The sequence below is a fragment of the Limnohabitans radicicola genome, from assembly GCF_014837235.1.
GTDB lineage: Bacteria > Pseudomonadota > Gammaproteobacteria > Burkholderiales > Burkholderiaceae_C > Limnohabitans_A > Limnohabitans_A radicicola.
In genome coordinates, this window is sequence record NZ_JACYFT010000002.1 from 557,715 (window position 1) to 578,440 (window position 20,726).

At 62.4% G+C, this 20,726-nt stretch carries 18 protein-coding genes; 10 read left to right on the top strand and 8 right to left on the bottom strand.

The features are described from left to right. The first annotated feature begins 10 nt into the window (after positions 1-10). From IC609_RS10435 to IC609_RS10450, 4 genes are all read left to right on the top strand, one after another. Positions 11-835: a TauD/TfdA dioxygenase family protein gene (locus tag IC609_RS10435; protein ID WP_191819432.1), complete on the top strand. Its 825-nt coding sequence runs from the start codon at positions 11-13 to the stop codon at positions 833-835. Positions 836-855: 20 nt separating this feature from the next. Further along, positions 856-1,470, top strand: a complete 615-nt coding sequence (locus IC609_RS10440) for a carboxymuconolactone decarboxylase family protein (RefSeq protein WP_191819433.1) — start codon at positions 856-858, stop codon at positions 1,468-1,470. A 94-nt stretch (positions 1,471-1,564) separates the two neighbouring features. Continuing rightward, entirely contained in the window at positions 1,565-2,800 is a 1,236-nt protein-coding gene (locus tag IC609_RS10445) for a PQQ-dependent sugar dehydrogenase (RefSeq protein WP_333473678.1), read from the top strand. Further along, positions 2,800-3,396: a c-type cytochrome gene (locus tag IC609_RS10450; RefSeq protein WP_225224113.1), complete on the top strand. Its 597-nt coding sequence runs from the start codon at positions 2,800-2,802 to the stop codon at positions 3,394-3,396. Before IC609_RS10445 ends, IC609_RS10450 begins: the two co-directional genes overlap by 1 nt. Positions 3,397-3,443: 47 nt before the next feature. Here IC609_RS10450 and IC609_RS10455 read toward each other — a convergent pair whose 3' ends face one another. The 6 genes from IC609_RS10455 to ylqF all read right to left on the bottom strand — a co-directional run bounded on the left by IC609_RS10455 (position 3,444) and on the right by ylqF (position 9,524). Further along, positions 3,444-4,043: a 3'-5' exonuclease gene (locus IC609_RS10455; protein ID WP_191819435.1), complete on the bottom strand. Its 600-nt coding sequence runs from the start codon at positions 4,041-4,043 to the stop codon at positions 3,444-3,446. A gap of 19 nt (positions 4,044-4,062) precedes the next feature. Beyond that, positions 4,063-5,736: an FAD-dependent oxidoreductase gene (locus tag IC609_RS10460; RefSeq protein ID WP_191819436.1), complete on the bottom strand. Its 1,674-nt coding sequence runs from the start codon at positions 5,734-5,736 to the stop codon at positions 4,063-4,065. A 36-nt stretch (positions 5,737-5,772) separates the two neighbouring features. Beyond that, positions 5,773-6,630 (bottom strand): dioxygenase family protein, encoded by an 858-nt coding sequence (locus tag IC609_RS10465; protein ID WP_191819437.1) that lies wholly within the window; start codon positions 6,628-6,630, stop codon positions 5,773-5,775. Positions 6,631-6,642: 12 nt separating this feature from the next. After that, complete coding sequence (locus IC609_RS10470) at positions 6,643-7,512, bottom strand: fumarylacetoacetate hydrolase family protein (RefSeq protein WP_191819438.1); 870 nt, start codon at positions 7,510-7,512, stop codon at positions 6,643-6,645. A 35-nt stretch (positions 7,513-7,547) separates the two neighbouring features. Next, entirely contained in the window at positions 7,548-8,501 is a 954-nt protein-coding gene (locus IC609_RS10475; protein ID WP_191819439.1) for a tripartite tricarboxylate transporter substrate binding protein, read from the bottom strand. 96 nt (positions 8,502-8,597) lie between these two features. Continuing rightward, a complete protein-coding gene (gene ylqF, locus IC609_RS10480) occupies positions 8,598-9,524 on the bottom strand; it encodes a ribosome biogenesis GTPase YlqF (protein ID WP_191819440.1) in 927 nt (308 codons plus the stop codon). 121 nt (positions 9,525-9,645) lie between these two features. Here ylqF and IC609_RS10485 point away from each other — a divergent pair, with 121 nt between their 5' ends. From IC609_RS10485 to IC609_RS10495, 3 genes are read left to right on the top strand one after another with little or no spacing between them, the layout of a single operon-like run. Then, positions 9,646-11,715: a RecQ family ATP-dependent DNA helicase gene (locus tag IC609_RS10485; protein WP_191819441.1), complete on the top strand. Its 2,070-nt coding sequence runs from the start codon at positions 9,646-9,648 to the stop codon at positions 11,713-11,715. Between the two features lie 36 nt (positions 11,716-11,751). Continuing rightward, complete coding sequence (locus tag IC609_RS10490) at positions 11,752-12,246, top strand: hypothetical protein (protein WP_191819861.1); 495 nt, start codon at positions 11,752-11,754, stop codon at positions 12,244-12,246. Positions 12,247-12,257: 11 nt separating this feature from the next. Beyond that, complete coding sequence (locus IC609_RS10495) at positions 12,258-13,433, top strand: YbfB/YjiJ family MFS transporter (protein ID WP_191819442.1); 1,176 nt, start codon at positions 12,258-12,260, stop codon at positions 13,431-13,433. 24 nt (positions 13,434-13,457) lie between these two features. Here IC609_RS10495 and IC609_RS10500 read toward each other — a convergent pair whose 3' ends face one another. Beyond that, positions 13,458-14,165, bottom strand: a complete 708-nt coding sequence (locus IC609_RS10500; RefSeq protein WP_191819443.1) for a VOC family protein — start codon at positions 14,163-14,165, stop codon at positions 13,458-13,460. Positions 14,166-14,232: 67 nt separating this feature from the next. Further along, positions 14,233-14,826 (bottom strand): C40 family peptidase, encoded by a 594-nt coding sequence (locus IC609_RS10505; RefSeq protein WP_225224114.1) that lies wholly within the window; start codon positions 14,824-14,826, stop codon positions 14,233-14,235. 113 nt (positions 14,827-14,939) lie between these two features. Here IC609_RS10505 and IC609_RS10510 point away from each other — a divergent pair, with 113 nt between their 5' ends. The 3 genes from IC609_RS10510 to IC609_RS10520 all read left to right on the top strand — a co-directional run bounded on the left by IC609_RS10510 (position 14,940) and on the right by IC609_RS10520 (position 20,694). Further along, complete coding sequence (locus IC609_RS10510; protein WP_191819444.1) at positions 14,940-15,545, top strand: isochorismatase family protein; 606 nt, start codon at positions 14,940-14,942, stop codon at positions 15,543-15,545. Positions 15,546-15,719: 174 nt separating this feature from the next. Next, positions 15,720-17,618 (top strand): propionate--CoA ligase, encoded by a 1,899-nt coding sequence (locus IC609_RS10515; protein ID WP_191819445.1) that lies wholly within the window; start codon positions 15,720-15,722, stop codon positions 17,616-17,618. Positions 17,619-17,826: 208 nt separating this feature from the next. After that, entirely contained in the window at positions 17,827-20,694 is a 2,868-nt protein-coding gene (locus IC609_RS10520) for a 2-oxoglutarate dehydrogenase E1 component (RefSeq protein ID WP_191819446.1), read from the top strand. Positions 20,695-20,726 lie beyond the last annotated feature (32 nt).

Sequence of the window (20,726 nt, forward strand, 5' to 3'; positions counted from 1 at the left end):
GAAGGTCACCATGAAAGTCAAACGCTTGGCAGGGGCATTGGGTGCCGAAATTTCTGGGGTGGATTTGACCCAGCCGATTTCGCAGGGGCTTGCCGCTGAAATCCGGGATGTTTTCTTGCAGCACGAAGTCATTTTTTTGCGCCAACAGCCCCTGAGCCTGCCGCAGTTCATGGCCTTTGCTCAGGCCATGGGTGAGCCCGTGGAGTACCCTTTTGTGAAGGGCCTCGAAGGCTTTCCTCACATCATTGAAGTCAAAAAACTGGAGCACGAGAAGATGAATTTTGGCGGAGTCTGGCACTCGGACACCACCTATCTGGAAACACCGCCCATGGGTTCCATGCTCTTGGCGCGCGAGATTCCGCCCTTTGGTGGGGACACCCTGTTTGCCAGCCAGTGCGCCGCTTACGAGGCTTTGTCGGACACCATGCAGCGCATGCTGGAGGGCTTGCGGGGCATCAACAGCTCGGCCAAGGCCGATGTCTCCAAGACCCGCGAGGACCGCCTCAAGACCGATGGCAAGGCTTCGGCACCCAAGGACTTCACCAGCAGTCACCCCGTGGTGCGCACCCATCCCGAGACCGGTCGCAAAGCCCTGTATGTGAACGTGGCCCACACCTCGGGCATCGAAGGCCTCACCGATGCCGAGAGCGCTTCGCTACTGAACTTTTTGTTCCAACACCAGGTCAAGCCTGAGTTCACCTGCCGTTGGGCCTGGGAGGTCGATGCACTGGCCTTTTGGGACAACCGCTGCGCGCAGCACAACCCGATCAACGACTACCACGGTTACCGCCGTGTTTTGCACCGCATCACGCTCCAGGGCGACAAGCCGGTTTGAGTTTTCAGAGCATTCACACCATGGTTGAGCCCGCTCAGAGCCCTGACAGCACACCCCCTTCGTTCGAGCTTCGGGGCCACCGCTTCAAGCCGCTGCGTTGGCAGGAGATGAGCGAAGCCCAGCAGGCCATGACGCGCGCCGTGCTGGGCGGTCAGCGCGGTGCGATGCAGGGCCCTTACAACGTGCTGCTGCGCAGCCCCGAAGTCGGCAACCTGGCGCAGCAGTTCGGGGCGCACACGCGCTTTCAGTCTTCCTTGCCGCTGGCCTTGAACGAGTTGGCCATCTTGATGATGGCGCGCCACTGGACCGCGCAGTTTGTCTGGTGGGCGCACCGCCGCATTGCCCAGGAGGCGGGCTTGCCCGTGGACCTGATCGCGAGCATTGCACAGGGCAGGGCAGTGCCCCAGGGTTTGGCCCCCGAGGTGTTGGCGGTGCAACGGTTTTGCGCCGAGTTGATCGCAGATCGAAAAGTCGGCGATGCCACATACGCGGATGCCGTGGCCCATTTTGGTGAGCGTGGTGTGGTCGATCTGATGGCCACCCTGGCTTATTACACCTTGGTGTGCATGGCGCTGAATGTGGACGGTTACCCTTTGCCTGAAGGCGTTCAGCCGGAGCTGCAAGCACTGGCTTGAACCCGGCTGACGGCGATAACCCTACAAATCACCTTGGTGACTTTCATGGGCGGTGCTTGGGTCTTTAATCTTGATCTTCATCAAGGAGACTGCCGTGAAATTGAAGTTCGTGAATCACTCCCTCCAAAAAGCCACCGTGGCCTTGAGCCTGACCCTGTCGGGCCTGGCAATGGCGCAAGCGCCTGCCGCGCCGCCTGCATCGGCCATCCCACCCACCTGGGCTCAAGGTCGCACAGCGGAGCAGGCTGCACTGAACCTGGTGCCCCACCCACCAGGCATGACCGCATTGCCTGCCAGCGATATCCCGACCGACAAACTCAAGGTGCCCGCCGGCTTCAAGGCCGAGCTGTGGGCCTCGGGCATGCCCAATGCGCGCTCGATGGTGGAAACGCCCAAGGGCACCCTGTTTGTCGGCACGCGATTCCCCGGCAACGTGTATGCCGTGGTTGAAAAAGACGGCAAGCGCGAAGTCAAGACCATCGCCAAAGGCTTGCATCGCCCCAACGGTGTGGCGTTCAAGGACGGCGCTTTGTACGTGGCCGAGCTCTCGCGCATCATCCGTTACGACAACATCGAAGCCAACCTGGACAACCCACCTGCGCCCGTGGTCGTGTTTGATGCACTGCCCAAGGATGAGCCGCACGGCTGGAAGTTCATGAAGCTCAGCCCTGATGGCAACTACCTGTACTTCCAGATTGGCACACCAGCCAACATCACGGTGCAGCCGGTCACGCACGCCGTCATCGTGCGCTTGAACCTCAAGACCAATATCCTTGAAACGGTGGCCCATGGCGTGCGCAACAGCGTGGGCATGGACTTCCACCCCACCACCAAAGAGCTGTGGTTCACCAACAATGCGCGTGACTGGGTGAACGATGATCTGCCCAACGACACGCTGCACCGCGTGACCCGCAAAGGCATGAATTTTGGTTATCCGTTCTGCCACCAGGGCGATTTGCTGGACATCGATTTTGGCAAAGGCCGCTCTTGCGATGAGTTCGACAAGCCCGTGCTGAAGATTGGCCCCCACGTGGCGGCGCTGGGCATGCGTTTCTACACGGGCAAGCAGTACCCCGCCGAGTACAAGCACAACATCTTTATCGCTGAGCACGGCTCCTGGAACCGCACCAAAAAGTCGGGTTTTGATGTGGTGCGCGTGGCGCTGGACGCCAAGGGCAATGTGACCAAAAAAGAGGTGTTCGTCTCGGGTTGGTTGCAGGGCGATGACTTCTGGGGGCGTCCTGCCGATGTGCATGTCATGAAAGACGGCTCGATGCTGGTCTCGGACGACGTGGCTGGCGCTATCTTCCGCATCTCGTACGCCAAGTGATGTCGCGTCGCTGGTCCAAGGCCATTCAGGGAATGGCCTTTTTCATGTGCGCGCTGGGCAGTGTGCCCAGCCTCGCCGCCCCCGATGCCGTGGCTGGCAAGGCCAAAGCCCAGCTGTGTGCGGCTTGCCATGGTGAAAACGGCGTGTCTGCCTTGCTAGGATTTCCGCATCTGGCCGCGCAGCCGCAGCTGTCGATCTTCTACCAACTGCTGCAGTTTCGTGACCAACGCCGCAAGGGTGGTGGCATGGAGGGCATTGCCGCCACGCTGAGCGAGCAGGACATGCGTGACCTTGCGGCGCACTATGCATCGCTGCCGCCGCCGCCTCCAGTGGCCGGTGGCGATGCCGCCAAGATCGCACGGGGTCAGCAGATTGCTCAGCAGCAATACTGCTCGTCTTGCCACGGCGCGCAACTGCAAGGGCAAAAGCATGTGCCGCGCCTGGCGGGGCAGTCGAGCGAGTATTTTGTTCAGCAACTGCGTCACTTGCGCAGTGGCGCCCGTGCCGACATGGATGGCACCATGGCCAGTGCCGCCCGCAGCCTGACGGACGAAGAAATCGAAGCGATGGCCGTCTACACGCGCAGCTTGCCCTGAACCCGCGTGTTTGAAGCCTGGGCGCCCCGGCGCTCAGGCATTTCAGTTCAGTCAGCCAAGCCCAAAGCCTGCCAGACCCGAATGGCGGCATAGGCATCGTTGGCCGCATAGACCAGCTGCGCTTCCGTGAGCCGCTCATTGGCCCAGTTGCTCGTGGCGGCTTTTTTGGATTTGATGAAGCGCTGGTTGAACAGCACCGCCACTGCACCCTTGACGCCCATGTCCTTGCGGTAGCCGCGTTGGTGGAACACGGTGTTGAGTTCCAGAATGCCTTCGGGCTCAATGCCCAGCTTCTGGACGATGCGTTTGCGGTCGTCGCCCAGGCCAAACCCGGCTTTGACGATGCCTGGCCGTGCCAGCAGCTCGGCGGCCACAGCGCGGCATTCGGGGTCGTGCAGCTGAAACACCCAGGCCCGCTCGGACGTCGACAGCTGCAGGATGTGCGGACCGTCCGACGCTTCACCGACCCGGAAGGTGGGTTTGGATTCGGTGTCAAAACCCCAGGCACGGGCCGTGGCCAGTTGTGCCTGCGCCTGCCGTGCCTGTTCCCCGGTGCTGACCAGATGGATGCGGTCCAGGTTCAGCCGCTCAAAGGGAGGCAACAGGGCGATGGCGTCCTTATCGGGGGTGGGCAGGCGTGCATTCATGTGGGCGGGGCTCGTGTGTTCAGGCACGCACTGTAACGCCGTGTCCGAGCACCTGGGCCAGCACGGCCTGCGCCTGCTGCACATCGTGTCCGCGCCAGGCGACGATCTGGTCTGGGCGGATCAAGACCATGGGCGCTTCGTAGAGCGCCAAAATCTCGCCGCTGGTCTGGTGCACGACTTTCAAATCCACGTCCATGGCCGCCGCTGCGTTTTCAAAGGCGGTGGTGTCGGCCCGCTCGGGGCCCAGCACCAGCAAGGTCCACTCGGTGTGGAAGGTGTCAAAGAGCGAGCGGCCATCGGGCAGCCAGGCATGGGGTGGCCTGCCGCCCGGTGTGGCGCAGGGGGTGTAGCTGTTGGCCGCATCGGGCGGGGCTGTGGTGCCATCGCCCACGATGATGGGGCTGGCGTCGTAGCGCCCGCCAAAGGTCACGCCCGGGATGTTGAATTCGCGCCGCACATGGCCGTTGAGGTAGTCGCTGGCCACAGCCCGGGCAGCCTCGCCTTGAGGGCTGTCGTGTTCTAGTTCGGGGGCAGCCTCAAACAGGCCGATCGAATCGGCAAACTGGCGCGCATAGCCGGTGTTTCGCACAGCCAGCGGGTGGCGCTCAAGCTGGTAGCTGTCCAGCAAGGCGGCCGGGGCCTGACCCTTGAGCACGCTCGCCAGCTTCCAGCCGAGGTTGACGGCGTCTTCAACCGCGGTGTTGTAGCCCAGGCCCCCGGTGGGAGTGAACAGGTGCGCCGCATCGCCACCCAAAAACACGCGGCCTTGCTGAAAGGACTCGGCGACCAGAGCGTGCCCGGCCATCCAGGTCGCCATCGAGAGGATGTCGATGTCGATGGCTTGACCAAAAGCCTGGGCAAACAAGCGCCGCGCATCGACTTCGGTGAGTGCCTCGGTGGCCGCATCGTCGGCCATCTGGATGTGGAAGGCGAACTCGCTCACACCATCCACTGACATGATGAAGGCGCGCAGTTCGGGGTTGACCACCACGTACATCCAGGCGCGGTCATTGGGGTTGCGGGCATAGAAGTCGGGGGCCTTGAGGTAGACCGCCAGCATCTTGCCGCCCATGAACTTGCGCTTGAAGCCGGTGGCACCGCCCCAGGCGATGCCCAGCTGGTGGCGCACCATGCTGCGGGCACCGTCTGCGCCCACCAGATAAGCGGCTTGGACATTCAGCTGTTCTTCGCCATTGACCGATTGCACCCAGGCGTCGATGCCATCACCCGTGTCTTGGAACGATGTGAGTTGCCAGCCGTAGCGCATCTCGACGCTGGCTTGCTGCTGTGCATGCTGGTGCAAGCAGACCTCGACGTATTTTTGTGACACACGGTGCGGCAATTCGGCGGCGCTCCAGGAGCCCGACATGGCCTTGATGGCCTTTGGTGCAGCGGCGGCGGTGGGCAAGCGCAGGCGGGCCAACTCAGTGCCCGCAAAGCGCGTCAGGTAGGCGATGTCGGTGGCGTGGTCGGGTGGCAAGCCCATGCTGCGGATCTCATGCGCAAAGCCCAGTCGCCGGAAATGCTCCATGGTGCGCGCCTGCGTGGCGTTGGCTTGCGGGTTGAAGGCTGTGCCGGGTTTGGCGTCCACCAGCAGGCAGCGGATGTTGCGCCTGCCCAGCTCGATGGCCAGCATCAGCCCGCAAGGGCCGCCGCCTGCGATGAGGACATCGACGGTGAGTGTTGAAGCCATAGGTTTTTTGCGGGAGGTGGGACAAGGAATTTCGCTTCAGTCTCCGCGGGCCAGCCGGATCGGCAGGTCAATCGCCAAGTACTGCGGGGGCAGCCCCAACCTAGCGGCAGTGGCCGTGTCGGATTCACTTTGGAAGTCGCAGACCAGCGAGGCACGCACGCCAAAAACGGCATCCTTGTCGAGCCAAGGGTCTGCCGCGTCAAACACTTCGGTGATCAGGCTGCGGTAGCCGGGCGCTTCCACAATGACGTGGTAGTGGGCCGGGCGCCAGGCGTCGCGGTGCGAGATGCGCAGCAGCTCGCCCACCGGGCCGTCGGTGGGCACCAGGTAGGGGCGTGGCCGAATGGTGGCCAGCTCAAAGCAGCCATCGGCTTGCACCTTGATCTGGCAGCGCAGGTTGTCTTGCGGCTGGCTGTCGTCCATCTGCCAATACATGCCGTTGTCGGCGTTTTGCCAAAAGTCGATGCTGGCCTCGGGCAGTGGCTGGCCGTGGATGTCGGTCACGCGGCCTCGGATCAGCACCGCTTCGCCGGGGTTGTCACGAATCAGGTTGGCACCGTTGTCCATCCAGGGGGAGCCCCGCGTGTGGAAGGGGCCGAGCACGCTGCCTTCGGTGGCGCCTGGCCTGGCGGCCAGCAAGTCCACCAATGACGACAGCCCCAGCACATCGGATAACAGGGTGAACTCGCTGCGCGATGGGCTGCTGATCTCGGCGGCGCGGTGCAAAAAGCCAATGCCTTCACGCCACTCCTCGTGGGTCAGCTGGGTCTCTGTGGCAAAGGCGTGCAGGTGGTGCGCCAGTCGGTTGACCAGGTGTCTGAGCCGTTCATCGTCGATGTTCGCAAAGCTGTTTTTGACGGCGTCCGTCAGGTTGTCTCGGGTGATGTTTTTCATGACAGGGCAGCTTCAGACGGCCAGCAGGCCGACTTGGTTGCGCAAGACACCAATGCCTTCGATGTCGATCTCGATGGTGTCGCCAGGCTGCATCCAAACCGGGGGCTTGCGCGCATAACCCACACCCGCAGGCGTGCCCATGACGATCACGTCGCCGGGCTCGAGCGTCATGCAAGCGGACATCATGGCGATCGTCGGGGCCACATGGAATACCATGTCGGTGGTGCTGGCGCTTTGCATCACCTGGCCGTTCAGGCGCGACTCGATGTGCAGGCCCACGCAGCCGGGCGGTAACTCGTCGGCGGTGACCAGGCAGGGGCCAAAGCCGCCGGTTTGGTCAAAGTTCTTGCCAACGGTCCACTGGGTGGTCTTGCGCTGGTAGTCGCGGAAGGTCGCGTCGTTGAAGCAAGCGTAGGCAAACACCGAGTCCAAGGCTTGGTCCTCGCTCACATTGCGCGTGGTTTTGCCGATCACCAGGGCCAGCTCGGCTTCGTAGTCGAGTGATGTGGAAATCGGAGGGATCGGGATGGTGCCGCCATGTGCCAGCAAAGACGATGGGCCACGGAAAAAGATGGTGGGGTAGTCCGCCACCTTGTTGCCGCCTTCGGCGGCGTGGTCGTGGTAGTTAACGCCCAGGCAGATGATCTTGCTGGGCCGGGGCACGCAGGGCAGCAGGCTGACTTGGTTAAGCGGGGTGGCCGTGGCCTTGGCGGCATGCTCTGCAATGCTGGCCATCAGCGCCGCGTTGCCGCTGGCCAAGGCAAAAAAGTCGTTGATGCTGTCGGGGGCCTTGTCCATGCACTGGCGCATGTCGACCACGCCTTGGCCTTGCAAGACGCCGTAGCGGGTGAAGTGGTCGTGGGTGTAGCTGATGAGTCTCATGGGGGCTTTCTTTTGGAGAAATATGGGGTTGGGTGTCAGTCCACTTTGGCGCCGGTTTGCTGCACGACCTGGCCCCACTTTTTGGCTTCGGCGCTCAGGTAGGCATCGAGTGTGGGGCGGTCCATGCGCACGGTCTCCAGCGACTGTGCGGCAAAGCCTTCGTTCAAGGCCTTGTTTTGCAGGATTTTGTTGATTTCGGTGTTCAGACGGTCAAGAACTTCTTTGGGGGTGCCAGCGGGTGCCAGCATGGCAAACCAGGTGTTGGCTTCAAAGCCAGGGTAGCCCAGCTCGGCCACGGTGGGCACATCGGGCAGGGCGCTGCTGCGTTTGCTGCTGGTCACGGCCAGGGGCCGCACCTTGCCGGCTTTGGCCAGTTGCACCACGGGTGGAATGGAGGTGGAACCCACCGGCACCTGCCCACTGACCACCGCGTTGGCTGCCGAGGCCGGGGCGTGTGGGACGTGCAGGATGTCCACTTTGGCCAGATTGCGGAACAGCAGCTCGGCCCCCAGATGGGTGGTGGTGCCGTTGCCTGACGATGCGTAGCTGAGTTTTTCGGTCGGGGCCAGGGTCAGCAATTCCTTGAGGCTGCTGGCCTTGACCGAGGGGTGCACGTAGAGGATGTTGGGCGAGACGGCGGCCATGGCCACGCCTGCGAGTTCTTTGCCGACGTCGTAACCGGCCTTGCTGTAGAGCGAAGGATTGACCGAGTAGGCCACGCTGTGCATGAGGAAGGTGTAGCCGTCAGGGGCAGAGCGCGCCACGGCCTGCGTGCCGATGTTGCCGCCTGCGCCGGGGCGGTTTTCGATCACCACCGCCTGGCCCATGGCCTCGGACAAAGGCTGACCCAAAGCACGGGCCACGATGTCGGTGGAGCTGCCCGGTGGGAAGGCCACCACGATCTTGATGGGTTTATCGGGGTAGGCGGCCTGCGCTGCCGATGCAGCCAAAGCCAGTCCAGCGAGCCACCATTTGAGCGAAGTTCTCACAGTCCATCTCCAGAGCAGGACATCTGCCAGGGCGCATGCTAGGGCAGAACCGTGTGGTCTGGTGTCGCGCGTGAGGCTTGGAGGACGCCGCTCCGGTCACTTGCGTGAAGATTTTTTGGTTTTTTCGATGGCTTCTTTGCGTACAGTGCGTTCGGCGTCGGCTTTTTTGCCTTCGGCCAGCCACTGTGCAAACTGCGTCGGCGTTTCGATAGTCACCCGGCCGAGCGCCCCCGATCGGAAGTCGTGGATCACGATGTGCGCGGCCTTGGTGGTGTTCACGCGGCCGCCGCTTTGCATGGCGCCGCGCACCCGGGCGATGGCTTCGAGCAGTGTTTCGTCGGTGTGGCTGGCCACGTCGGTGAGCTTGTAACGCTCGCTCAGGGCCTGCGGGTACTGCGTGATCAGGTAGTTCAACAATTCCAGCGCGACCACCTCTTCGTCAAAAGCATTCACGCCAATCGCGCCGCTGGCTGCCAGGTTGTAGCCGCTTTGTTCGACGATGATGCGCGGCCACAGCACGCCGGGGGTGTCGTACAGATAGAAGTCGTCGGCCAGCGCGATGCGCATTTCCTGCTTGGTCACACCGGCTTCGTCACCGGTTTTGGTGGCGCGCTTGCCCTTGAGGGTGTTGATCAGGGTCGATTTGCCCACGTTGGGAATGCCGCAAATGAGCACGCGCATGGGTTTGACCATGCCGCCCCGGTGGGGGGCCAGTTGATGGCAGGCATCGATCAGCGCCTTGGCGGGTTGGGTCATGCTGGTGTCGAGACCGATGGCCCGAACGCCAGGCAGGGCGTTGTAATGCGCCAGCCACAGTGCCGTGCGCTCCGGGTCGGCCAGGTCCTGCTTGCTGAGAATCTTGAGCGCAGGCTTGCCTTTGATCAGCTCGGCCAGCATGGGGTTGGCACTGGAGCCGGGCAGGCGGGCGTCGAGCATTTCGATGACGACATCAATCTCTTTGATGCGCTCCCCAATCGCCTTGCGCGTGAGGTGCATGTGTCCGGGGAACCATTGAATTGCCATAGAAAGCCGTCGAGAAAGCCGTTGAGGACCCGCCAAATCAAAGAAAGTGATTGTCGTCGACTTCCGGGGTCTGGGGCTTGGCCTCAAAATGCAGCAAACAGGTTCCCAGGGGAGAAAAACAATGGACACCCACTCAGCGGCCAGCCGCGAATTTGCCGAAGAACACATGCACACCATCCTGGCCCGCCTGGCCGGGCCGGGCGCGATGCCCCGGGCCGACCAGGTGGACGCGGTGCACGCCGTGTTGCAACCGGCCTCGCGGGTGCTGGTGGTGCAGGCCACGGGCTGGGGCAAGTCGGCGGTGTATTGGGCGGCCACGCATGCGATCCGCAGCACGGGCGCGGGGCCCACGCTGGTGGTCTCGCCCTTGCTGGCGCTGATGCGCGACCAGGTCAGCGCGGCCGAGCGGGCGGGCCTGAAGGCGGCCACGGTGAACTCCACCAACGCGGGCGACTGGGACGATGTGTTCCAGCGGCTGGACGACGACACCATCGACGTGCTGCTGGTCTCACCCGAGCGCTTGGGCAACCCGCGTTTTGCGGCCCGGCTGGGTGCCTTGCTGGCGCGGGTGGGGCTGATCGTGATCGACGAGGCGCATTGCATCAGCGATTGGGGTTTTGACTTCCGGCCCGACTACCAGCGGCTGGCGCGGGCGTTGTTGTCGACGCCCACCGCCAGCGTGCTGGCCACCACGGCCACGGCCAACCAGCGGGTGACCCAGGACATTGGCTTGCAGCTGGGGGCGAATACGGTGACCTTTCGCGGCACGCTGGCGCGCACCTCGCTCACCTTGTCTGTGGTGCCGGGTTTGTCGCCCTTGCAGCGTTATGCCTGGATCGCCGATGCGCTCGAACAATTGCCCGGCTCGGGCATTGTGTATGTGCTGACGGTGGCCGAGGCCGAGCGCTTGACGGCGTTTTTGCGCAGCTGCGGCCATGCGGTCGATGCCTACAGTGGGCAGATCGATGCCGACACCCGCTTGAAGGTGGAAGAGCGTTTGCGCCACAACCAGGTCAAGGCCGTGGTGGCCACATCGGCGCTGGGCATGGGCTACGACAAGCCGGACCTGGGCTTTTGCGTGCATGTGGGATCGCCCTCGACGCCTGTGGCCTATTACCAGCAGGTGGGCCGGGCAGGGCGGGCGGTGGCGCACGCTGAAGGGGTGTTGCTGCCCTCGGATGCCGATGAGCGTATTTGGGATTACTTTGCCACCGCCTCCATCCCAGACCCACAGACCGCCGACAAGATCTTGCACAGCCTGGGCGGTGACGAGCGCAGCCTGATCGAGATCGAAGCCGATACGGGCGTGCGCCGGAGGCGGCTGGAGGCGCTTTTGAAAATTTTGGCCGTGGAAGGCGTGGTCGAGAAGGCCGCGTCGGCCTGGCGCGCCACGGGCGTGCCTTATGTGCACGACAGCGCCAAATGGACGGCACTTGCCCAGGTGCGCCAGCAAGAGGCGGGCATCATGCGCCAGTACGCGCACGGCCAGGGTTGCCTGATGGCCTATTTGCAGACCGCTCTGGACGACCCGTCGCCCGCGCCGTGTGGCCGCTGCTCGGTCTGCACAGGGCATGTGCAGCATCCGGGGCTCGTGCCATCTCCAGACAAATTGCTGGCCGCCCGCAACTTCTTGCGCGGTATGGATGTGGACATCGAGCCGCGCAAACGCTGGCCAGCAGGCGTGCGGCGCAAGGGCAGCGTCCGGGGCTTCGACGCGGGCCGGGCTGTCTCGTTTGCCGACGATCCGGCCTGGGTGGCCGAGCTGCAGGCCCTGCGCACCGCCGCCCCTGGCGATGTGCCTGCCGAGTTGCTGGCGGGTGCAGTGGCCACGCTGGGGCGCTGGGCCAAAAGTTGGCCCGCACGCCCGGTGTGTGTGGTGCCGCTGCCCGCGTCCGACATGGCGTCCAACCGCCGCATGGCCGAGCACATTGCGCAAAAGGGCCGTCTGCCATTGCTCGACGTGTTCATCTGGACAGGTGGACCCGCGCCAGACGATGCGGCATCCACCCCCATCGTGGCGCATCTGGAGTCGGCCATCCGCTGGATAAATGAGTCCGCTATGCCCGCCGGGCCGGTGCTGCTGGTGGCCACCGATGTGCGAACCCGCTGGACGGCCACGGTGGCTGCAGCGCTTTTGCGCGAGCAAGGCGCCAGCCAGGTGTTGTTGCTGGCCTTGCACCTGCGGCCTTGAGGCATGATCGGAGTCGATGCACATGACCATTTCAAGATGAACGACGACACGCAAGACTCGCCCCTGCTGCAAGAAGCCCGCCTTTGGCAGGACGAACGCTGGACCGCCCGGGTCATCAAGAACGAAGACGACGATGGCTGGGCCGTGGCCATGTACAAAGCCGGTGAGTCCGAGCCCGCGCTGGTGGGGCCGTGGACCATGGGACGCGACAAAAAGAACCCCAAGCCCCTCGACGGCTCGGCCTTCATCACCTTGGTCAAAACCGCCAGCGAGTTTGTGCGCCGCAGCGAGCAGCAACTTCATGCGACGCTGCACCAGTCGGTGACCGTCAATGGCCAGGCGGGGCGTGTCACAGTGCTGTTGGACATCGTGCCTGACGAGGACAGCCCGTATGCAATGCTCTCGGCACGCGGCGACGGCGGGGAGATGCTGGCCGAATTCAAGGTCGATGCCGGTTTCAAGCTCAACCGACAGACGGCCCAGGTCTGGGCGGATGCCGACTTCGCCAAGCCTGGCCGCGGCGAGCTCTGATCATGACAAGCATGAGCCAGCACGCAAGCCCCCTTCGTCCCTGGCAGGTCATCGTCGGCGGTATTTCTGGCTTGGTGTTGACCATCGGTCTGGCGCGTTTTGCTTACACGCCTTTGTTGCCTGCCCTGCAATTGCAAACAGGACTCAACGATGCCAGTGCGGGCGCCTTGGCAGCGATCAATTACGCAGGCTACATCTCGGGCGCCTTGGCGGCGGCCTGGATTGACGACGTGCGCTGGCGTCATCGGCTCTACAGCATGGGTTTGTGGTTGTCTCTGCTCACAGTGGCGGGCATGGCCCTGTCGACCTGGATGCCTGCCTGGGCGTTGTGGCGCTACCTGGGCGGCTTGTGCGGTGCCACCGGCATGCTCTTGGGCGCAGGGCTGGTGCTGGGCTGGCTGATGCGTCAGGGCCGTCGCCCCGAGCTGGGCGTGCATTTCATCGGATTGGGTCTCGGGATCGTGGTGTCGGCAGCAGGTGTTTGGGGCGTATCGCAGATTTGGACACGCTGGTCTTCGCAGTGGCTGGCCATGGCGGGCATTGGCCTGGTGTTTTTTGTGCCGGCGTGGCGCTGGCGTCCGCCCGTGCCGCCCGAAGCCACGGCGGCCCAGGCCTCGGACGCGGTCAACAAAGTGTCGCTGCGCTGGATGCTGACCATGGCGGGCAGTTATTTTGCGGCAGGCTGGGGCTTTGTGATCAGTGCCACTTTCACCGTGGCCATTGTGGAGCGTGAGCCCGCTCTGGCCGGACAAGGTGCACTGGCCTGGGCGCTGGTCGGGCTGGCGGCCATGCCTGCGGTGTTTCTGTGGGACAAGGTGGCTCGCCGCTGGGGCGACACGCGCGCTTTGCTGTTGGCCTTTGGCTTGCAGACCTTGTCGGTCATCTTGCCGGCTGTGTCGGGCTCATTGGCGGCTGCGTTGGGGGGTGCTGTGGGTTACGGCGCAACATTCATCGGCATCGTGAGCTTGACCTTGGCCCTGGTGGGACGCCGTGCACCCCAGAACCCGGGCAAGGCCATGGCCAGACTGACCTTGAGCTACGGTGCAGCGCAGGTGATCGCACCGGTGGTGGCCGGGGCCATGGCGCAAGCCACAGGCACGTTCAAAGGGGCTTTGTGGCTCACGGCGGGTGTGATGGCGGCAGGCATGGTGCTCCTGGCGACCTTGCCGCAGGATGAACAGGTCTGAGTACTGCGTGGGTTGGCCTGGGCGTCAGATGCCCAGGCTTTGCAGCTGCACCAGCCCTTTGGGCGTTTTGAGGGTGGCCACGAGGTTGGCCGGGCCGTTTTCAATGGCCACACCGTCCAGGCCAATCGATGCATAGGCCGCTTGCAACTTGGCGGCGCTCGGGTGGTGCACGGCGATGCTTTGCAGTGTGACGCCTGATCGTGGCAAGCTGTTGCGCGGGTGCAGGCGCAGAGGCTCTGTCGCGTCGGGCTTTCCCCATTGGATCAAGGTCGGCAAGGTGCCGTTGAACAGGCGCTCGCCGTCTTCGCGCACGGTGATCTGCCAGTGGAGTGTGCCTTTGCCCGATTTTCGGCTGGCGTGCACGATCTGACCACGCTCGATGCCTTGTGTGCGCAGCACATGGCGCGCGGCCTTCACGTCTTCGGTGCTGGCCACGAAAGTGACGAGGCGCGGCTCTTTGGCTACAGCTTTTTGCACAGCCGGGTCGTCCAGATCAAACCAGCGGGCCACTTGCGAGCGCTTGGGGATCATGGCCTCGGGGTTGATGGCGATGATTTCAAAGTAGGCCAAGGGATGGGTGGGAGAAGCGATCTTGAACAGGCGGTTGTGGGTGCCGTATTTTTCATGCTCACCGCCCGGGGACGGGGTGATACCGAGCGTGGCTTCGCACCACTCGACGCCTTGTTCCAGTGTGGCGGCGGCCACGACCAGGTGATCGATGTGTGTTTTCATGAGGTCAGGCAAATGGCAAAAGAGGCTGTGGGTTTCCTGAGGCAGACGTGCAGAGGGACGAGTGCGTTCAGCGTTTGTGGTCTGGCGTGCTTTGCGCCGGTGCGACTGGGCTGGGTGCCGCGGGCGCGTCAACGCGGCGTGCGCCATTGAAGCGTTTTTGCCAATAGGCCGAACGCATGTCGTCCACCTGAACCGATTTGCCTGCCCGGGGGGAGTGGATGAATTTGCCGTCGCCCACATAGATGCCCACATGGCTGAACGCCCGCTTCATGGTGTTGAAGAAGACCAGATCACCGGGCTTGAGCTCGGCAGGGTCGATTGTTTCGGTGACTTTGGCTTGTTCAGCGGCGCGGTGGGGAAGCAATTTGCCAAAGGATTGTTCGTAGAGGTGGCGCACAAAACCGCTGCAGTCGAACCCGGTATTTTCGCTGGTGCCGCCACGGCGGTAAGGCACGCCCAGCAATCCCATGGCTTGGCCGAGCAGGTCCGTGGTCTTCTCGCCGACGGTTTGCTTGGCCTGTGAGAACTGTCCGGTCAATTGACCCGTCCATTGAGACAGGATGCCTGTCGGGTTGACGGGCGGGGGAGGCTCGTCATCTCCGGGCGCTGCCCACACCAAGCTGCTGGCCAGGACCAGCAGCAAGGGGAGTTTTTTCAGCAAAGCGGACAGAGGTGAATACAAAAGAATGTCAGATTCAAGAAAGATCGGCCATTCTATACGTTGCGGCAAGGCAGCGGACGTGCTGCACAATGCGGGGCAAAGGATTCAAAAACATGTTGATTGACGCACAAGAATGCCAACTGGTGTTGGTGGATTACCAAACCAAACTTCAGCCCGTGATGGCCGACGCTAGCCAGGTCTGGGCCAATGCAGGTCGTCTGGCGGAATTGGGCAGTGCTTTGGGCATCCCGGTCTGGGGCACCGAGCAGAACCCTTCCAGGCTCGGGGAAATGCCGCCTGAGATCCGCCGCCACTGCCGTCAGGTTCTGGCCAAAATGCAGTTCAGTGCGGTGGAAGAGGGGCTGGGCGAATGGCTTCAACCCGAGCCACCGCAGGCACCTCGCGGCAATGCACGCAGTCTGCCGCGCCATTTGCAAAAGCCTCAGGCTGCGGCGCAGGAGCGCAAGAGCATAGTGCTGGCCGGGTGTGAGGCTCACATTTGCCTGCTGCAAACCGCGCTCGATTTGCTGGAAGACGAGTTCGAGGTGTGGGTGGTGACCGACGCTTGCAGTTCGCGCACCGAGCGCAACCGCGATGCGGCTTATGACCGCCTGGCTGGCGCAGGGGCAGAATTGGTCACGGCCGAGATGGTGGCCTTCGAGTGGATCCGCTCGGCAGAGCACCCCGACTTCCAGCTGCTGCAAAACCTGTTCAAGTGAACGCTGTGCCGCGCGGACCTGGTATTCCGCGGCTCACAAAGCGCTTTGTTCCTGGTCCAGAGGCTGATCAAGTCAGCTTGTTGCAAGTCCTTTACCCATAATTATGAATTCAGAAGAGCAGGGCCTTCACGGCCTGCTCGATGACTTCATTTTCTCGGTATTCAGGAGATTTTCATGGGCCGCTTTGCTGACTTTCACGCACGTTCAATCCATGACCGCGACGCCTTTTGGGGCGAGCAGGCCAAGCTGGTGGACTGGAAAGTCCAACCGCAGCAAATCTGTGATTACAGCAACCCGCCGTTTGCAAAATGGTTCGTCGGTGGCCAAACCAACCTTTGCCACAACGCGGTGGACCGCCACCTGGCCGAGCGCGCCGATCAGCCTGCGCTGATTTTTGTGTCGACCGAAACCGACCAGGAGAAAACCTACACCTTCCGTGACCTGCATGCCGAAGTGCAGCGCATGGCCGCCATCCTGAAAGACCTCGGTGTGGTCAAGGGCGACCGCGTGCTGATCTACATGCCCATGATTGCTGAAGCGGCATTCGCCATGTTGGCCTGTGCCCGTCTGGGTGCGATCCACTCGGTGGTGTTCGGCGGTTTCGCCTCGCACTCGCTGGCAACGCGCATCGAGGACGCGTCGCCCAAGGTCATCATCAGCGCTGATGCCGGTTCGCGTGGTGGCAAGGGAGTCCCTTACAAGCCCTTGCTTGACGAAGCCATCCAGTTGTCGGCCCACAAACCCACCAACGTGATCATGGTCGACCGCAAGCTGGCGGCTTTCACACCGGTGGCGGGTCGCGATGTGGATTACGCCACCGAGCGCGCCAAGCACATGGATGCCGTGGTGCCTTGCGAGTGGGTCGAGTCCACACACCCCAGCTACACGCTTTACACCTCGGGCACCACTGGCAAGCCCAAAGGCGTTCAGCGTGACACCGGTGGCTACACCGTGGCGCTGGCCGCCAGCATCCCGCACATTTACCAGGGCAAGCCCGGTGGCACGTTCTTTTGCACCAGCGACATCGGCTGGGTGGTGGGCCACAGTTACATCATCTATGGCCCGCTGATCGGTGGCATGGCCACCATCATGTACGAGGGCCTGCCGATCCGCCCTGACGGTGGCATCTGGTGGAGCCTGGTCGAGAAGTACAAGGTCAACGTCATGTTCAGCGCGCCCACGGCCATCCGTGTGCTCAAAAAGCAAGACCCTGCGCTGCTCACCAAATACGACCTGTCCAGCCTGCAAGCGCTGTTCCTGGCTGGTGAGCCGCTGGACGAGCCGACCGCCAAATGGATTTCCGAAGGTCTGGGCGGTAAACCGATCATCGACAACTACTGGCAGACCGAAACCGGTTGGCCGATCCTGACCATCTGCAACGGCGTGGAAAAAGCCCCGAGCAAGTTCGGCTCGCCCGGCAAGGCGGTTTATGGCTACAACGTCAAACTGGTGGACGACCAGACCGGCGAAGAGTTGACCGGCGCCAACCAGAAGGGCGTGTTGACCATTGAGGGCCCACTGCCCCCCGGCAACCTGCAAACCATCTGGGGTGACGACGAGCGTTTCGTCAAGACCTACTGGAAGACCGTTCCCAACAAGCTGGTTTACAGCACGTTCGATTGGGCTGTGCGTGACGAAGATGGTTACTTCTTCATTTTGGGCCGCACCGACGACGTGATCAACGTGGCCGGTCACCGCCTGGGTACGCGCGAGATCGAAGAAAGCATCTCCAGCCACCCCAATGTGGCCGAAGTGGCGGTGGTCGGCGTGGCCGACCAGCTCAAAGGGCAGGTGGCCATGGCGTTTGCCATCGCCAAGGACACCTCGGGTCTGACCGATGCGGCTGCACGCCTCAAGCTCGAAGGCGAGGTCATGAAGGTGGTGGACTCGCAGCTGGGTGCGGTCGCCCGTCCTTCCCGTGTGTTCTTTGTCTCGGCCTTGCCCAAGACCCGCAGCGGCAAGCTGCTGCGCCGGGCGATCCAGGCCGTGGCCGAGGGCCGTGACCCCGGGGACCTGACGACCATGGACGATCCGGCTGCTTTGCAGCAAATCGTTGACCTGGTCAAAGGCTGAAACAAGAGGACCTCGCCCCGGCGGGGTCTTTTTTTGCCCATGCATCCCTAAGATGTAAGTTTGATATCGGTGAAGCCATGGCACAATGCGCGAGTTACTCAGGCCCTTCCCATGCCACAGTCGCATCCGCCAACCGGTTCAGCCGTGTCGCGGAAGGTAAATATCAACCAACTAATGTTTCCCAGAGGGAAACGGAGGTCAGCGAATCATGAGCGAGACAAATTCCGTCTACGCTGCCTACTCAGGCAACACCCACCTTTTCGGAGGTAACGGCCCGTACGTCGAAGAGATGTACGAAAACTACCTGGCCAACCCAGGCAGCGTGCCCGACTCCTGGCGCGAATATTTTGACGCCCTCCAGCACGTTCCCGCAGTCGATGGCTCCAACGCCAAAGATGTGCCCCACATGCCTGTCATCAACGCCTTTGCCGAACGCGCCAAGGCCGGCGGCACCAAAGTGGTCATGGCCAGCGAAAACGTCGAGATGGGCCGCAAGCGCACCGCTGTGCAGCAACTGATCGCCGCCTACCGCAACGTAGGCCAACGCTGGGCCGATCTGGACCCACTCAAGCGCACCGAGCGCCCGAACATCCCCGATCTCGATCCCGCTTTCTACGGCTTCTCTGACGCCGACCAGGAAACCGTGTTCGACACCAGCAACACCTTTTTTGGCAAGAACAACATGTCCTTGCGCGAGCTGCTCAACGCACTGCGCGAGACCTACTGCGGCACGATCGGTGCCGAGTACATGTACACCACCGAGCAGGCTGAAAAGCGCTGGTGGCAGCAAAAGCTCGAAAGCATCCGCAGCAAGCCCAACTTTGGCGCTGAAAAGAAAAAGCAGATCCTCGACCGCTTGACAGCTGCCGAAGGTCTGGAGCGCTACCTGCACACCAAATACGTGGGCCAGAAGCGTTTTTCGCTCGAAGGTGGCGAGAGCTTCATTGCTGCCATGGACGAGCTGATCCAGCAAGCCGGTGCCAAAGGCGTGCAGGAAGTCGTGATCGGCATGGCCCACCGTGGCCGCCTGAACGTGCTGGTCAACACCATGGGCAAGTTGCCCTCGGACCTGTTTGCCGAGTTCGACCACACCGCCCCCGAAGACCTGCCTGCCGGTGACGTGAAATACCACCAAGGTTTCAGCTCGGACGTGAACACCGCTGGTGGCCCCGTCCACCTGTCGCTGGCGTTCAACCCTTCGCACCTGGAAATCGTGAACCCCGTGGTGGAAGGCTCGGTGCGCGCCCGCATGGACCGCCGCAACGACCCGTTGGGTCAGCAAGTGCTGCCCGTGCTGGTGCATGGCGATTCCGCCTTTGGCGGCCAGGGTGTGAACCAGGAAACCCTGGCGCTGGCCCAGACCCGTGGTTACTCCACTGGCGGCACGGTCCACATCATCATCAACAACCAGATCGGTTTCACCACCTCCGACCCACGTGACATGCGCTCGAGCGTGTTCTGCACCGACATCGTCAAGATGGTCGAAGCGCCTGTCCTGCACGTCAATGGCGACGATCCCGAGTCGGTCGTGCTGGCCACCCAGCTGGCCCTCGAATACCGCATGACCTTCCGCAAGGATGTGGTTCTCGACGTGGTCTGCTTCCGCAAACTGGGTCACAACGAACAGGACACCCCTGCGCTGACCCAGCCGCTGATGTACAAGAAGATCGGCGCTCACCCTGGGACACGCAAGCTGTTTGCAGACAAGCTGGCCACACAAGGCCTGGGCGACACCTTGGGCGATGACATGGTCAAGGCCTACCGCGCTGCGCTGGACGCCGGTAAGAACACCACTGAGCCGGTGTTGACCAACTTCAAGACCAAGTTCACTGTCGATTGGGCGCCTTTCATGGGCAAGAAGTGGACCGATGCCGGTGACACCTCTATCCCCTTGGCCGACTGGAAGCGTCTGGCCGAGAGAATTTCGACCATTCCCGAATCGGTCACACCACACCAGCTGGTCAAGAAAGTCTATGACGACCGTGCCGCCATGGGCCGTGGAGAGATCCCCGTCGATTGGGGCATGGGCGAACACATGGCATTTGCCTCACTGGTCGCCAGTGGTTACCCCGTGCGACTGTCCGGCGAAGACTGCGGCCGGGGCACGTTCACGCACCGCCACGCCGTGATCCATGATCAAAAGCGCGAGAAGTGGGACACGGGCACGTATGTGGCCTTGCAAAACGTCTCTGACAAACAAGCCCCGTTCGTTGTCATCGACTCGATCCTGTCCGAAGAGGCTGTGCTCGGTTTCGAATACGGCTATGCCTCGAACGATCCTTACACCTTGGTGATCTGGGAAGCCCAGTTCGGTGACTTCGCCAACGGCGCACAGGTGGTGATTGACCAGTTCATCGCTTCTGGTGAAGTCAAGTGGGGTCGTGTGAACGGCTTGACCTTGATGTTGCCGCACGGCTACGAAGGCCAGGGCCCCGAGCACAGCTCGGCCCGCGTCGAGCGCTTCATGCAGCTGGCCGCCGACACCAACATGCAGATCGTGCAGCCGACCACGGCCAGCCAGATCTTCCATGTGCTGCGTCGCCAAATGGTGCGCGACCTGCGCAAGCCCCTGGTCATCTTCACGCCCAAGTCGCTCTTGCGCAACAAGGATGCCACCAGCCCGGTCTCCGAGTTCACCAAAGGCAGTTTCCAGACCGTCATTGGCGAGACCAAAGACATCAAGGCCGACAAGGTCAAGCGTGTGATCGCCTGTTCGGGCAAGGTCTATTACGACCTGGTCAAGCACCGCGAAGCCAAGGGTGCTGACGATGTGGCGATCATCCGCGTGGAACAGCTCTATCCATTCCCGCACAAGGCCTTCGCAGCCGAGATCAAGAAGTACCCGAACGCCACCGACGTGGTCTGGTGCCAGGACGAGCCGCAGAACCAGGGTGCCTGGTTCTTCATCCAGCACAACATCCACGAGAACATGCTCGAAGGTCAGAAACTTGGCTATGCCGGTCGCGCAGCGTCTGCATCGCCAGCGGTGGGTTATTCACACCTGCACCAGGACCAGCAAAAAGCACTGATCGAAGCGGCCTTCGCGAAGCTCAAGGGCTTTGTGCTGACCAAGTGATTCACCAGAACAAACTGACGTTCAATCATTGA

Bases quoted from the DNA above. Each gene is read 5' to 3' on its own strand.
- IC609_RS10450 (WP_225224113.1), top strand. From the start codon at position 2,800: ATGTCGCGTCGCTGGTCCAAGGCCATTCAGGGAATGGCCTTTTTCATG.
- IC609_RS10440 (WP_191819433.1), top strand. From the start codon at position 856: ATGGTTGAGCCCGCTCAGAGCCCTGACAGCACACCCCCTTCGTTCGAG.
- IC609_RS10465 (WP_191819437.1), bottom strand. From the start codon at position 6,630: ATGAAAAACATCACCCGAGACAACCTGACGGACGCCGTCAAAAACAGC.
- IC609_RS10490 (WP_191819861.1), top strand. From the start codon at position 11,752: ATGAACGACGACACGCAAGACTCGCCCCTGCTGCAAGAAGCCCGCCTT.
- IC609_RS10455 (WP_191819435.1), bottom strand. From the start codon at position 4,043: ATGAATGCACGCCTGCCCACCCCCGATAAGGACGCCATCGCCCTGTTG.
- IC609_RS10515 (WP_191819445.1), top strand. From the start codon at position 15,720: ATGGGCCGCTTTGCTGACTTTCACGCACGTTCAATCCATGACCGCGAC.
- IC609_RS10510 (WP_191819444.1), top strand. From the start codon at position 14,940: ATGTTGATTGACGCACAAGAATGCCAACTGGTGTTGGTGGATTACCAA.
- ylqF (WP_191819440.1), bottom strand. From the start codon at position 9,524: ATGGCAATTCAATGGTTCCCCGGACACATGCACCTCACGCGCAAGGCG.
- IC609_RS10500 (WP_191819443.1), bottom strand. From the start codon at position 14,165: ATGAAAACACACATCGATCACCTGGTCGTGGCCGCCGCCACACTGGAA.
- IC609_RS10435 (WP_191819432.1), top strand. From the start codon at position 11: ATGAAAGTCAAACGCTTGGCAGGGGCATTGGGTGCCGAAATTTCTGGG.
- IC609_RS10520 (WP_191819446.1), top strand. From the start codon at position 17,827: ATGAGCGAGACAAATTCCGTCTACGCTGCCTACTCAGGCAACACCCAC.
- IC609_RS10470 (WP_191819438.1), bottom strand. From the start codon at position 7,512: ATGAGACTCATCAGCTACACCCACGACCACTTCACCCGCTACGGCGTC.
- IC609_RS10485 (WP_191819441.1), top strand. From the start codon at position 9,646: ATGGACACCCACTCAGCGGCCAGCCGCGAATTTGCCGAAGAACACATG.
- IC609_RS10460 (WP_191819436.1), bottom strand. From the start codon at position 5,736: ATGGCTTCAACACTCACCGTCGATGTCCTCATCGCAGGCGGCGGCCCT.
- IC609_RS10495 (WP_191819442.1), top strand. From the start codon at position 12,258: ATGAGCCAGCACGCAAGCCCCCTTCGTCCCTGGCAGGTCATCGTCGGC.